Source organism: Desulfobulbus elongatus DSM 2908, assembly GCF_000621145.1.
Lineage (GTDB): Bacteria > Desulfobacterota > Desulfobulbia > Desulfobulbales > Desulfobulbaceae > Desulfobulbus > Desulfobulbus elongatus.
In genome coordinates this window covers 20,967-34,679 of sequence record NZ_JHZB01000025.1, presented here as the reverse complement: position 1 = coordinate 34,679, position 13,713 = coordinate 20,967, and the positions used below count along the sequence as shown (strand labels likewise).

Here is a 13,713-nt window from a genome sequence, read left to right as displayed (position 1 = left end):
GGACCCGCCGTCACTTCACCTCTCCGGCCGGATCGCCCCACCCCGCTCCTCCACCTGCCAGTGCTCGCCCGCCCTGAGCGGCCGGATACGACCCTCGGGGACGGCCGCGGCCCGCATGGCGGTCTCCAGGTCGCGCAACGGCACTTCGTAGCCGGTATCGGCCAACTGGAACATGCCGTAATGGGTGGGCAGCATGGGTGGTTGTCCCAGATCGTTCCAGGCCCGGACCGCCTCCTCGGGATTCATGTGGTTGTCGGCCATGAACCAGCGGGGGTCGTAGGAACCGATGGGCAGGATGGCCAGGCGGAACGGGCCGTACTTGGCCGCGGCGGCGCGAAAATTGTCGCCGCCGCCGTAGCCGGTGTCGCCGACGAAATAGATCTGGCCGCCAGGCGTGGCCAGCACGAAGGCCGCCCACAGGGCCCGGTTGCGGTCCCAGGGGCTGCGGGCCGACCAGTGGTGCATCGGTTCCAGATGCACCGTCATCTCCGGCGCGACCACCACCTGTTCGCCCCAGTCGCGGGCCTCGATGCGGGCATCGGGAATACGGTCGCGGATAAGCGCATCGTTGCCCAGGGGCATGATGAACCGGGGCCGGTCACGCCGCCACAGTCGTTCGATGGTGGCCAGATCGAGGTGGTCGTAGTGGTTGTGGCTGATCAGCACCACGTCGATGGGCGGCAGGTCGTCGAAACGAATGCCCGGCGGATGGACCCGCCTGGGGCCGATCCAGGTGAACGGGCTGGCGCGGTCTGACCAGACCGGATCGGTGAGGATGTTGAGCCCCTGGGTCTGGATGAGCAGGGTGACATGGCCGACGAAACCGATGCGCAACCCATTGCCCTCCACCCGTTGCGGCGGCTTGTCGGTGGAGGGCAATTCGCTGAAGGCGGGCCAGGGCTGACGCTCGCGGGTGGCGTACCACTTGAGCACCCGGAAGAAGCCCTTGTTGGCCGGCGTGCCGGGATTGAAAAACCGCTCGCCGTCGAAATGGTCGGAAACCGGGCCGTCGTACGACCGTGGGGAACAGGAAAGGAGCATCAGCATAAGGAGGGAAAAAGAGAGGATCGGATACCGCATGGTGCATGACCGTGGAGGTTTTCGCACCGGGTCGTTGCCGCCGGCGCGGGTTGAGGGTGTAGGTACAATAAGCGGTCCCGGCGGAAAAACAATTTCCCGGCGGCATCTTTACCCGCCGGTCGCGTCATGCCGCACTGCCAGGGCAGTCTCCGGATCGCCCATGAAGAACCGCGCTCGGCCCCGCGCACCATGGTCGTGCCGCCCCGACGGGCAGATTTATTTTGCGTATTTTCAAAGGGTATCGTACTCTCACCGCACCCTTTTGTGTTCTCCCTGAAGTCTGGTCGATCTGTCGGCGGGTGCCGCCCGCCGGCATCCCCTCAACCCTTGCAAGGAGATCCGCCATGCCCCACCCCCCTGCCGGTCAGCAAACGCACTGCCAATCCAGCCGCAAGGTCCGCTTCGTCACCGCCGCCTCGCTGTTCGACGGCCATGACGCCACCATCAACATCATGCGTCGCATCCTTCAGGCCACCGGGGTGGAAGTCATTCACCTCGGCCACAACCGTTCGGTGCGGGAAATCGTCACCGCCGCCCTCCAGGAGGATGCGCACGGCATCGCGGTGACCTCCTATCAGGGCGGCCATGTCGAATTCTTCAAATACATGGTCGACCTGCTCAAGGCGGGCGGCGGCGACAACATCAAGGTGTTCGGCGGCGGCGGTGGCGTCATCGTGGCGGACGAGGTGCGCGAGCTGCACGACTACGGCGTCAGCCGCATCTACACTCCCGAGGATGGCCAGCGGCTGGGTTTGCAGGGGATGATCAACGAGGTGGTCGGGATGGCCGATGTCGACCTGCCGCCGCTACCCGCCAACGAAAGCGAACTGCTCGGCCGGCTTGCCGGCGGCGACCGGCGGATGCTGGCCCGGCTCATCACCGTGCTCGAAAACGGCGAGGCGCCGGCGCCGCTCGGCCGGGCGATCCGGGAAGGCGCGGCCGGCCGCACGACCCCGGTGCTCGGCATCACCGGCACCGGCGGCGCCGGCAAGTCCTCGCTCACCGACGAACTGGTCCGCCGCTTCCGCCTCGACCAGAACGACCGTCTCAAACTGGCGATCATCAGCATCGATCCCTCGCGCAAGCGCACCGGCGGAGCGCTCCTGGGCGACCGCATCCGCATGAACGCCATCGAACACGCCAACATCTACATGCGCTCGCTGGCCACCCGAGAGACCGGCTCGGAACTCTCCGCGGCCCTGCCCGAGGTGATCGCCGCCTGCAAACTCACCGGCTTCGACCTGATCATCGTCGAAACCTCGGGCATCGGCCAGGGCAACGCCGCCATCGTGCCGCACGTCGATGTCTCGCTCTACGTCATGACCCCGGAATTCGGCGCCGCCTCGCAACTGGAGAAGATCGACATGCTCGATTTCGCCCACTTCGTGGCCATCAACAAATTCGACCGCAGCGGCGCCGAGGACGCCCTGCGCGACGTGCGCAAGCAGTACCAGCGCAACCACGAGGCCTTCGGCACGCCGCCGGAACGGATGCCGGTCTTTCCCACCATCGCCGCCCGTTTCAACGACGAAGGCGTCACCGCCCTCTACCAGGCCATGCTGCCCACCCTGAGCGCATCGGGGCTCGCCCTCGAACCGGGCCGGCTGCCCCGGGCCACCGTGCCGACAACCGCGGGCGACCGGGCGATCGTGCCACCGGAGCGGACCCGCTACCTGGCCGAGATCGCCGACTGCGTGCGCGGCTACCACGCCCATGCCGCCGCCGAGGCGAACAAGGTGCGCGAACGCCAGGCCCTGGCCACGGCCAAGGATCTGTTCGCGCTCTGCGGCAAGCCGGTGGCCAGTTTCGATGTGCTGCTCGACGCCAAGGACGGCGAACTCGACGCCGGCACGAAACACCTGCTCGACACCTGGCCGGAACTGGTGCGGCAGTATGCCGGGGACGAACACGTGGTCGCCGTTCGCGGCAGGGAGATCCGCACCGGGCTGACCCGCACCTCGCTCTCCGGCTCCACCATCCGCAAGGTCTATCTGCCCAGATATACGGATCAAGGCGAGATCCTCCGTTTCCTGATGCGGGAGAATGTTCCCGGCCTGTTTCCGTTCACCGCCGGTGTCTTTCCCTTCAAGCGGGAAAACGAGGACCCGACCCGGATGTTCGCCGGCGAGGGCGACGCCTTCCGCACCAACCGCCGCTTCAAGCAGGTCAGCGAGGGCATGCCGGCCATCCGCCTCTCCACCGCCTTCGACTCGGCCACCCTCTACGGCTGCGATCCGGACGAACGGCCGGACATCTACGGCAAGATCGGCAATTCGGGCGTGTCCATCGCCACCCTGGACGACATGAAGGTGCTCTACGACGGCTTCGACCTCTGCGCGCCCTCCACCTCGGTGTCCATGACCATCAACGGCCCGGCGCCGATCATCCTGGCCTGCTTCTTCAACACCGCCCTCGACCAGCAGATCGACCGGTTCGCGGCCGACAACGGCCGCCAGCCCGACGACGCGGAGCGGGAGGCCATCCGCGCCCGCGTCTTCTCCACGGTGCGCGGCACGGTCCAGGCCGACATCCTCAAGGAGGACCAGGGCCAGAACACCTGCATCTTCTCCACCGAGTTCGCCCTCAAGATGATGGGCGACATCCAGGAATATTTCGTGCGGGAAAACGTGCGCAACTTCTACTCGGTGTCGATCTCCGGCTACCACATCGCCGAGGCCGGCGCCAACCCGATCTCGCAGTTGGCCTTCACCCTGGCCAACGGCTTCACCTACGTCGAGGCCTATCTGGCGCGCGGCATGCGCATCGACGATTTCGCGCCCAACCTGAGTTTCTTCTTCTCCAACGGCATGGAGCCCGAATACGCGGTGATCGGCCGGGTGGCCCGCCGCATCTGGGCCGTGGCCATGAAGCACAAGTACGGCGGTAACGAACGCTCGCAGAAACTCAAATACCACATCCAGACCTCGGGCCGCACCCTGCACGCCCAGGAGATGGCCTTCAACGACATCCGTACCACTCTCCAGGCGTTGATCGCCATCTACGACAACTGCAACAGCCTGCACACCAACGCCTACGACGAGGCCATCACCACCCCCACCGAGGAATCGGTGCGGCGGGCCATGGCCATCCAGTTGATCATCAACCGCGAGTGGGGCCTGGCCATGAACGAAAACCCGAATCAGGGCGCCTTTGTCATCGAGGAACTGACCGACCTGGTCGAGGAGGCGGTGCTGAAGGAATTCGAGGCCCTGGCCTCGCGCGGCGGCGTGCTCGGCGCCATGGAAACCGGCTACCAGCGGAGCAGAATCCAGGAGGAATCGCTCTACTACGAGCACAAGAAGCACGACGGCTCCTACCCGATCATCGGGGTCAACACCTTCCGCAACCCCGGGGGCGAGGTGCCGGTCGACATTGAGCTGGCCCGTTCCACCGAGGAGGAAAAGCAGTCGCAGATCAGGCGGCTGCGCGATTTTCAGGCCCGCAACCGCGAGGCTGCCGGCCCCATGCTGGAGAAGCTCAAGCGCACGGTGATCGACAACGGCAACGTTTTTGCCGAACTGATCGACGCGGTGCGGGTCTGCTCGCTCGGCCAGATCACCGAAGCCCTCTACGAGGTGGGCGGCCAGTACCGGCGTTCGATGTGACGGCAGGCAAACGGCATTGCCCGGGCGGGTCGGGCGGCGGATTTCAAACGAGCCGGCGCCCGACCTCCGGGTGCCGATCGCCTCAAGGAAACACTGGTACCTCGTCCGTCTTCCGTGTATAATTTCGCGATATGAATGAGACTTCCCCGAACCCCAAGCATAGGTTCAACTTCCTCGAGGCTGCGGAACGGTTGGGAAATCGGCCGTTTTTCCTTGCCGTGCAGCGGAGCCTCGCCCTGAGCCTGCCCTTGGTCATGATCGGTGCCCTGGCGCTGCTGCTCAGGGACTTCCCCCTCCAGGGCGGCCTGGATCAGTCGTTCGGGCCGGGCTGGAGGCTGATTTGCGACAATCTCATCGCCGGTTCCTTCGGCATCGCCTCGCTGGCCGTCCTCTGCGCCTTCAGCAGCAGCATGACCCTGCTGGCGAACCAGCGCAACCCCCTGATCATGGTCAGCCCGGTCATGACCACCATCGTGGCGCTGTCGTGTTTCTTCATCGTCTGTGCGCCCGCCGAGACCAACTCCTGGCCGACGTTTTTTTCCATGGACCGGGGCCTGGTGACGGCGCTGGCCGTGGCGACCTCGGCCACCCTGCTCTATCTGCGGCTCTGCCGGGTTGCCACCCTGCGGCTCTCCCTCGGAGCGGTGGGGCACGACCCGGTGGTCAGCGACGTGCTCACCGTCCTGCCCGCCGGCATGGTCACCATTCTCGTCTTCGCCCTGATCCGTCTCCTGATCTCGTCCGCCGGCGGTGCGGACCTGTACGACCAGGTGCGGAGTCTGCTCGCCGCCCCGTTCAGGGAAAGCTGGGATCATCCCGGCATGGGGCTCGTCTATACCGGCCTCTCCCAGCTCTCCTGGTTTTTCGGCGTGCACGGCCCCAACATCCTCTTTTCGGTCGAAGAGAATATCCTGATGCCGGCCGGCGCGGCCAACGCCGCCGCCCTGGCGGCGGGGACCCCGCCGGTCCACATCTTCACCAAGGCCTTTTTCGACGCCTTCACCCGCATGGGCGGGTCGGGCTGCACGCTCTGCCTCATCCTGGCGATCCTCATCCGCGGCAGGAACGACGGCAATCGCAAGCTGTGCCTGTTCGCCCTGCTTCCCGCCCTGTTCAACGTCAACGAACCGCTGCTGTTCGGCATTCCGCTCGTCCTCAACCCCGTCTATCTGTTCCCTTTTCTCCTCGTCCCGCTCATCCAGACCGCGACCGCCTACCTGGCCACGGTGCTCGACCTGCTGCCCCGGACAATCGCAACCACCAGTTGGACCACCCCGGCCCTGCTCAGCGGCTACATCGCCACCGGATCGCTCGCCGGCGCCTGCATGCAACTCGTCAACCTCGCCATCGGCACGGCGCTCTATTTTCCTTTTGTCCGGATCTGTGACCGCCTGCGGTGGGAACGGGGCAAGCGCGTGCTGGGTGTGTTGGCGCACGCCGCCGAAAGCCACGCGGTCGGACCGAATGGCCGCAAATGCCTCGATCAGCCGGGCGAATCCGGCCGCATCGCCAAGTTGCTGGCCAAGGATCTCGAAGTGGCGCTGTACCGCGACGATCAACTGTTCCTTGTCTACCAGCCGCAGATCGACGCGGCCAACAATCGGGTGTGCGGCGTCGAGGCCCTGCTGCGCTGGCGGCATCCGGTCTTCGGTTTCATCCCGCCGCCACTCATCATCGCCCTGGCCGAAGATACCGCCGGCATCGGCTGGCTCGGCCGTTTCATCCTCCGGGAAGCGTGCGTCCAGCGCATCGCCTGGAGGGGGCTGGTCGCCGAGGATGTGGTCATATCGGTCAATGTGACGCCGCGGCAGATCCTCGAACCCGGTTTCGATCTCGATGTCACGGCAATTCTCCAGGAGGTAGGGATGCCGCCGCAGCTGCTGGAACTGGAAATCACCGAGTCGACCATGCTCGAACCCGATGCCGCCGCCCTGGCCATGCTCCGCCGGTTGCGCTTAAGCGGGGTGCGTGTGGCCATCGACGATTTCGGCATGGGCCACACTTCGCTCCGTTACCTGCGCGAATTCCCCGTGGACACGGTCAAAATCGACCGTTCCCTGACCCTTGTCGTGGACCGGGAGGTCAACGATCCCATTGTGCGCTCAATCGTCAAACTCAACCGGACGCTCGGGTTCAACACCGTGGTCGAAGGTATCGAGAACCAGGAACAACTGGAACATTTTCTCCACATGGGCTGCCACATGTTCCAAGGCTACGTATTCTGCCGGCCCGTCTCCGGCGAGGACTGCCTCCACTATATCCGCCGACACAATGGCGGCCAGGGCTCTCCCGCCTCCCCCTCCGTTGGCGCAGCAACGCACCACGCCTGACATCGAACCGCACGCGGCCGCTGACGGGCCGGGGACCTCGGTCCCGAACCGTCTTCCCACCGGCGGCCGCGGGGTGAGCCGCAACGCGGATCGCTTCGCCCTTAGGGGCCGAGCGGCGCGGTGACCTCGTCCACCAGGGCGAAGATCGACCGGTAGGGAATGCGGCCGTGGAGGGCGAGGCCGATCTCGCAGGTCTTGCTGGTGGAATAGCCGGCTTCGCAGCCGTAGACCTGATCGGCCAGGCCATGGAGGGCGGATTCGTTCAGCTCCGGGAAATTCAATCCCCGGTCGCCGGCAAAGCCGCAGCAGAAGATGTCCTCCGGCACCACCACCTCGGTGGCGCACAGCAGGGCCAGTTCCCTCAGCTTGGCGTCCAACCCCATCTTGCGGGCGCTGCAGGTGGCGTGCAGGGCGATTCTGGCCTCCTTGCGGGTGAAGCGGAGCCGGTCCTTGAGGAACTCGAGGACGAATGCCACCGGCTCGAAGAGGCGCAGCCGCTTGTCCAGGGTGGCGCGCATCCGCATCAGGCAGGGGCTGGTGTCGCAGAGCACGGGGATGGCGCCGTCCCGCGAGGCCCTGAGCAGGGCATCGCTCAACTCGTCCGCCTTGCGGTCGGCCTGGAGCCGGAAGCCCTTGCTCTCGAAAGCCTGGCCGCAGCAGAGGGCGTCGAGGTTCTCGGGCAGGATCACGGCGCAGTTGGCCTTGGCCAGCACCGACAGGGTCTGCTGGGGCAGGCCGCGCCGGTCGGTTTCCTCGCGGGCCGGCCCGCCCATGGCCCGACTGGCGCAGCTGGGGAAATAGACCACGGCCAGCGGGTCCGCGGCCGCCGGGACTTCGGCCGCCACCTTGGGCGCGCCGGTGGGCATGGCCCGGTTCCATTGCGGCACCAGGCCCGCCGTTCCCCGGTGCGCCGCCGCGGTCACCGTCTCCATCGCGGGCGTTCCCGCCAGCCGGTGCAGCCGGTCGACAGTGTTGAGCGCCCCGGCCGCGGTCCGGGCCACGCCGCCGAAATGGTCCGCCGTCCAGGTGGCGACGGCGTTCGCCAGCGAACCGTGGGCCTCCTCGCGCAGGGCCTTGATCATCTTGCCGGTGTCGATGCCCACCGGGCACAGGGTCGAGCAGAGGCCGTCGGCGGCGCAGGTGTCCATCCCCTGATAGCGGTAGGAGCGCACCAGCCGGCGCACCGGCGCCTCGCCCGAACCGCCGCTCAGCCGCCGGCTGATCTCGCGCCGGCCGGCGATCCGCTGCCGAGGAGTGAAGGTCAGGTCCTTGGACGGGCAGATCGGTTCGCAGAAACCGCATTCGATGCACTTGTCCACCAGTTCGTGGGTCGGCGGTAGCGGTTTGAGGTTCTTGATATGGGCCTCCAGGTCGCTGTTGAGGATCACCCCCGGATTGAGCAGGTTGCCCGGATCGAACAGGTGCTTGATCGCCCGCATCAGGGCAAAGGCCGCCTCACCCCACTCCTTTTCGACAAAGGGGGCCATGTTGCGGCCGGTGCCATGCTCGGCCTTGAGCGAGCCCTTGTATGTGTCGAGCACCAGCCGGACCACGTCGGCCATGAAATCGCGGTAGCGCACCACCTCGTCCTGGGTCGAAAAATCCTGGGTGAAGACGAAATGGAGGTTGCCGGCCAGGGCGTGACCGAAGATGATCGCCTCGGTGTAGCGATAGCGCAGCAGCAGTTCCTGGAGGTCGAGGGTGGCGTCGGCCAGGTGCTCGATGGGAAAGGCCACGTCCTCGATAATCACCGTGGTACCGGTGCGGCGGACTGCGCCCACCGCCGGAAAGAGCCCCTTGCGGATCTTCCACAGTTGCGAAAATTCCGCCGGGACGGCGGTGAACTCGATGGGCCGCACGGTCTGGGTGCCGGCCAGCGCCGTCTTGATGCCGTCGATCTGGGCGGCGAGCGCCTCGGCGGTCTCGGCCCTGGTCTCCACCAGCAGGGCGGTCACCGCCGGCGCCAGTTCCGCAAGGAACTCGGGCATGCCCGGCTGGCCGGTCACCGAGGCCAGGCTGGCCCGGTCCATCAGCTCGGCGGCGGCCACCGGCTGCCGCGTGAGTGCGATCACCGCCTCGCAGGCGGTGCGGATATCCGGGAAATACATGAGGGCGCTGGCCTTGTGGCGGTGCTCGATCACCGTGCGGTAGACCGCCTCGGCGATGAAGCCGAGCGTGCCCTCCGAGCCGATCAGCAGATGCTGCATGATGTCGAAGGGATCGTCGAAATCGACCAGGGCATTCAGGCTGTAGCCGGTGGTGTTCTTGATCCTGAACTTGTAGCGGATGCGCTCGGCCAGTTCGGCGTCGGCCAGCACCCGGGCGCGCAGATCCGCCAAGCCGTCGAGGATGTGGCCGTGACTGCGGCGGAAGGCGGCCCGGCTCTTGTCGTCGCCGGTATCGACCACGGTGCCGTCCATGAGGATAAGGCGCATCGAATCCAGGGTGCGGTAGCTGTTCTGCTCCACCCCGCAGCACATGCCGCTGGCGTTGTTGGCGAGGATGCCGCCGATCTTGGCGCTGTCGATGGAGGCCGGGTCCGGCCCGATCTTGCGGTCGAACTCGGCCAGGATGCGATTGGCGTGGCTGCCGATCATCCCCGGTTGCACGCGGATCTTGCGGGCCTGGTCGAGCACCCGGTAGTCGTTCCAGCCCCGGCCCAGGCGCACCAGGATGGAATCGGTGATGGCCTGGCCCGACAGGCTGGTGCCGGCGGCGCGGAAGGTGACCGGCAATTCCAGCCTGCCCGCCTCCCGCAGGATGCGGCGCACCTCGGTTTCATTCTCCACGTCGATGACGATCTTGGGGATCAGCCGGTAGAAGCTGGCGTCGGTGCCGTAGGCGATGGTGCGCAACGGGTCGATGACCAGCCGGTCGGCGGGGATGGTGGTCTTGATCCGGCGGAAAAAGTCGCGGTATTTTCCGGTCAGCATGGCATACCTCCTGGTCTCGGGTTGCAGGGGAATGATGCCGTAGGATACGGTATTCCCGGAGAGAATGCCACGGGAAAGAAAAGGCCGTTTTTCCGAAGGAATACCGAGTGGCCCGTTCAGTCTCCGGACGGCCGCCGCCGCAGGTCGGGCAGCAGCACCGCCGCCAGGCCCAGCAGGGGCAGCCAGGCGCAGAACCGGTAGACCGCCTCGATACCGTGGACGTCGGCCAGGCGGCCCACCAGCGCCGCGCCGATCCCGGCCAAACCGAAGGCCAGACCGAAAAAGAGGCCGGAAATCATGCCCACCTTGCCGGGGAACAGTTCCTGGGCATAGACTACCATGGCCGGAAAGGCCGAGGCCATCAGCAGGCCGATGACAAAGGTGAGCGGCCCGGTCCAGAACAGGGAGGCGTACGGCAGGATCAGGGCGAAGGGGGCCGCGCCGAAGATCGACCACCAGATCACCTGCTTGCGGCCGATGCGGTCGCCGATCGGCCCGCCGAGCATGGTGCCTGCGGCCACGCCGAAGAGGAAGACGAACAGATGGAGCTGCGCCGTCTGCACCGAGACCTGGAACTTGTGCATCAGGTAGAAGGTGAAATAGCTGTGCAGGCTGGTGGTGTAAAAGAATTTGGAGAACATCAGCACCAGCAGCACCACCACCGGCCAGACCGCCGAGGACCGGTTCGTGTCGTCGCCGGCCGGTGCGGCCACCTTGAGCCGCCGTCCCTGCCGGTGGTTGCGGGCGTACCAGCCGCCGACCCGCCAGAGGATGATCATGGCCAGGAGGGCGACCAGGGAAAACCAGGCCAGGCTCAGGCGCCCGTAGGGGATGACGATCAGGGCGGCGAGCAGCGGTCCGGCCGAGGTGCCGCCGTTGCCGCCGACCTGGAAAATCGACTGGGCCAGGCCGTAGTGCCCGGCCGAGGCCATGCGGGCCACCCGCGAGGATTCCGGATGCAGCACCGCCGAACCGGTGCCGACCAGGGCCACGGCCAACAGCAGCAGGCCGTAGTTGGGGGCGTACGCCAGGGCGATCAGCCCGACGAGGGTGCAGCCCATGCCCCAGGGCAGGGAATAGGGCAAGGGATGGCGGTCCGTGTACAGGCCGACCAGGGGCTGCAACAGGGAGGCGGACATCTGGAAGGTCAGGGTGATCAGCCCGATCTGGGTGAAACTGAGATCGAAGCCGGTCTTGAGCAGGGGATAGATCGCCGGAATCAGCGACTGGATCAGGTCGTTGAGGAAATGGGAGATGCTGATCGCCACCAGGACCTTGAGCGCGATGCGCTCCGGACGGGCGGCGGCGTTGGTGCCGGTTGCTGCGGGCTGCGTCATGGTCGGGTCTGTCCTTGATGCGTTTGGGGCCGTCGTCGGAAAAGCCCCATGGCCGGCCCGCACGTCCCTCCCCTCTCTACCACGTCCGCGCGCCGGCGGCATGCACAATTCCACGGCAAAGAAGCCGGCGCCGGGCGGGTGCGGACCCGTACCGGCCATCCGGCCGAAGAGCCGTTTGCCCGGTTCATTCGTCTATTTTTTCTGGGCGTTGCCGATGCCGACCTCGGCAAAGGTCCTGATATCGGCCAGAATGCGGGTGGCCGCATCCAAGAGATGCATGGCCATGGCCGCGCCGGTGCCCTCGCCCAGCCGGAACTGGAGATCGAGCAGCGGCGCGACCCCGATCCGCTCCAGCATGAACCGGTGCCCGATTTCCACCGAATGGTGGCCGGCGAAGAGATAGGCCTTGGCCGCCGGCGCCAGTTCGCAGGCGATCAGGGCGCCCACCGTGGCGATCAGGCCGTCGCAGACCACCGGGATGCCGTGGGCCGCGGCACCGATCACCAGGCCGGCCAGACCGCCGATTTCATAGCCGCCCACCTTGGCCAGCACGTCGAGAGGATCGTCGGGATCGGGCATGTGGAGCGCCAGGGCGCGTTCGATCACCCGGATCTTGCGTGCCAGCATGAGGTCGTCGATGCCGGTGCCCCGGCCGGTGAGCCGGCTGACCTCCAGGCCCGAAAAGGCGGCGATGATCGCCGAGGAGGCGGTGGTGTTGCCGATGCCCATGTCGCCGGTGCCGAGCAGGTCGACCGGACCCGCCGCCACCAGTTCGTCGACGATCTCGATGCCCGCCTCCACCGAGCGGATTGCCTCCTGCCGGCTCATGGCCGGCTGCTTGGCGAAATTGGCAGTTCCCCTGCCGACCTTTTTATGAAAAATGGGCAGGTCCGGTTCGAAATCATGGTTGACCCCCAGATCGGCCACCCGGACCCCGGCCCCGGCATAGGCGGCGAGCACGCTGATCGAGGCGCCGCCGTCGATAAAATTGTGGACCATCTGGACGGTCACCTCCTGGGGAAAGAGGCTGACCCCCTCGGCCACCACCCCGTGATCGCCGGCGCAGGTGACGATGACCTTCGCGCGCAGCCGCACATCGAGGGTGCCGGCGATCGCCGCCAGCCGGGCCGCCACCGGCTCCAGGACGCCGAGGCTCCCCCTGGGCCGGGCCTGGTCGGCCAGGCGCTCCGTGGCGGCCCGGTGCATGGCCGCGTCCAGCGGCCGGATGGTCTTTATCGCGGTGGTCAGTCTCTGCATGGTTTCCTCTCTCGTACACGCGTGATGTCGGGCCGGGCCGGCGCCGGGACGCTGGCCGGGACGCAAAAAAAAGGGTTCCCCAGGGCGGTCGTCGCCCTGCCAGAACCCTTTGCCATCGTGTTCCTCGAATACCCGCTCTATACGTCTTCTGACTTCCGGAGACTACCGGCCGCGCCTTCCCGACCGGTTGCGGTCAGTGGCCTGCCCGATGGCGTGCGGCTTCAACTTCCGGTTACAGCGGCGGGACCGTCACGGACTCGCACCGTGTTCCGTTTATAGAGCTGCCTGCTTTGTCGCCGCGCGTCCCGGCACGGCGTTCGCCAGTGTACGACAAAATCAGGAAGTGTCAACCGGAGATCCGGGACAGGGCCTGTTCCTGGAGCGGCGCGAGAAAACTCGACCAGAAAAATTGCGATAACTGACCGCCGGAAACCGTTTGATATAATCAAAAAAATTTTGAGCGAGGGTTAAAAATTCCTCACCAAAAGTTCTGTGCGCAACTTAGCTCGACTCTCCTCTGTCTTGACCTTCCGTGTTGGCGCACGGTATGTTCGGGGAGGGTGGCTGCCCTCCCCAGTCCCATCCTTGTTATCAGGCGCCTTGGGCACCTCCAGCATCCCACCATCTATCATCAGTGAAATCCGCCGGAATCGGGTCCATGGCCTGGAGGGCGAAACTGGCCATCCAGATGGGCTGACGGGCCTGGTGTGCGGCAATCAACACCTGCTGCCACTCGGCGGCGGTGACAATCACCGGCCCGGTATCTGTGACGATGCCGATCTCGGCGTCCGGATCCCCGGCCGCGATATAAGCCGCCGCCGCTTTTGAGACCTCATCCCAGCCAGCCATGTCCGCATCCGTAGTGCCGATGCGGTGCGTGCCGCGCTCGTCGCCGAAATCGTAGTCGTAGCCGCCGGCAAGGCGGCGGGAGCGCTCCTGCTGCACGGCGTCCATCGAGGGGACAGCCGGCACCGTCGGTGCCACATACGGCACGATCTCGCCGCCGGAAACCATCATCTCGCCCTGATGCTGCATCTGCCACTCATCGTCGTCGCACTCGTGTAGCAACGACGCAGCAGGGAGGTGGTACAATCGCACATCTGTATCGATCCATTGCATGATGTGACCATCTCGGGGGTTGTAATATGCATATTTTGCCATAATGATCACC

Annotated in this window: 7 protein-coding genes and 1 riboswitch; of the genes, 2 read left to right on the top strand and 5 right to left on the bottom strand. The window is 66.0% G+C overall.

Going from position 1 to position 13,713, the window contains the following annotated elements; all coding sequences use genetic code 11:
* Positions 1 to 15: 15 nt before the first annotated feature.
* The gene (locus tag Q362_RS0112540; RefSeq protein ID WP_084312668.1) at positions 16 to 1,080 is read right to left on the bottom strand and encodes an MBL fold metallo-hydrolase; all 1,065 of its coding nucleotides are present in this window, start codon (positions 1,078 to 1,080) and stop codon (positions 16 to 18) included.
* A gap of 344 nt (positions 1,081 to 1,424) precedes the next feature.
* On the opposite strand from Q362_RS0112540, the gene icmF reads away from it, so the two are divergent.
* Positions 1,425 to 4,685, top strand: coding sequence for a fused isobutyryl-CoA mutase/GTPase IcmF (gene icmF, locus Q362_RS0112535; RefSeq protein WP_028318974.1), 3,261 nt, complete (start codon positions 1,425 to 1,427; stop codon positions 4,683 to 4,685).
* Between the two features lie 131 nt (positions 4,686 to 4,816).
* On the top strand, positions 4,817 to 7,015 hold the full coding sequence (locus tag Q362_RS20500) for an EAL domain-containing protein (protein ID WP_084312666.1): 2,199 nt from the start codon (positions 4,817 to 4,819) through the stop codon (positions 7,013 to 7,015).
* A 101-nt stretch (positions 7,016 to 7,116) separates the two neighbouring features.
* Here Q362_RS20500 and Q362_RS0112525 read toward each other — a convergent pair whose 3' ends face one another.
* The 4 genes from Q362_RS0112525 to Q362_RS0112510 form a co-directional block, all read right to left on the bottom strand.
* Positions 7,117 to 9,948: an FAD-binding and (Fe-S)-binding domain-containing protein gene (locus Q362_RS0112525; RefSeq protein ID WP_028318973.1), complete on the bottom strand. Its 2,832-nt coding sequence runs from the start codon at positions 9,946 to 9,948 to the stop codon at positions 7,117 to 7,119.
* 116 nt (positions 9,949 to 10,064) lie between these two features.
* Complete coding sequence (locus tag Q362_RS0112520) at positions 10,065 to 11,285, bottom strand: MFS transporter (protein ID WP_028318972.1); 1,221 nt, start codon at positions 11,283 to 11,285, stop codon at positions 10,065 to 10,067.
* A gap of 192 nt (positions 11,286 to 11,477) precedes the next feature.
* On the bottom strand, positions 11,478 to 12,542 hold the full coding sequence (cobT, locus tag Q362_RS0112515; RefSeq protein WP_028318971.1) for a nicotinate-nucleotide--dimethylbenzimidazole phosphoribosyltransferase: 1,065 nt from the start codon (positions 12,540 to 12,542) through the stop codon (positions 11,478 to 11,480).
* A gap of 143 nt (positions 12,543 to 12,685) precedes the next feature.
* Positions 12,686 to 12,813, bottom strand: a riboswitch (cobalamin riboswitch).
* Between the two features lie 320 nt (positions 12,814 to 13,133).
* Positions 13,134 to 13,703 (bottom strand): hypothetical protein, encoded by a 570-nt coding sequence (locus Q362_RS0112510; RefSeq protein WP_157470098.1) that lies wholly within the window; start codon positions 13,701 to 13,703, stop codon positions 13,134 to 13,136.
* Between the last annotated feature and the right edge of the window lie 10 nt (positions 13,704 to 13,713).

What these genes read in the sequence shown, in the direction of transcription:
- Q362_RS0112540 (WP_084312668.1), bottom strand. Translation starts at nt 1,080, where the DNA reads ATGCGGTATCCGATCCTCTCTTTTTCCCTCCTTATGCTGATGCTCCTT.
- Q362_RS0112520 (WP_028318972.1), bottom strand. Translation starts at nt 11,285, where the DNA reads ATGACGCAGCCCGCAGCAACCGGCACCAACGCCGCCGCCCGTCCGGAG.
- Q362_RS20500 (WP_084312666.1), top strand. Translation starts at nt 4,817, where the DNA reads ATGAATGAGACTTCCCCGAACCCCAAGCATAGGTTCAACTTCCTCGAG.
- Q362_RS0112510 (WP_157470098.1), bottom strand. Translation starts at nt 13,703, where the DNA reads ATGGCAAAATATGCATATTACAACCCCCGAGATGGTCACATCATGCAA.
- Q362_RS0112525 (WP_028318973.1), bottom strand. Translation starts at nt 9,948, where the DNA reads ATGCTGACCGGAAAATACCGCGACTTTTTCCGCCGGATCAAGACCACC.
- cobT (WP_028318971.1), bottom strand. Translation starts at nt 12,542, where the DNA reads ATGCAGAGACTGACCACCGCGATAAAGACCATCCGGCCGCTGGACGCG.
- icmF (WP_028318974.1), top strand. Translation starts at nt 1,425, where the DNA reads ATGCCCCACCCCCCTGCCGGTCAGCAAACGCACTGCCAATCCAGCCGC.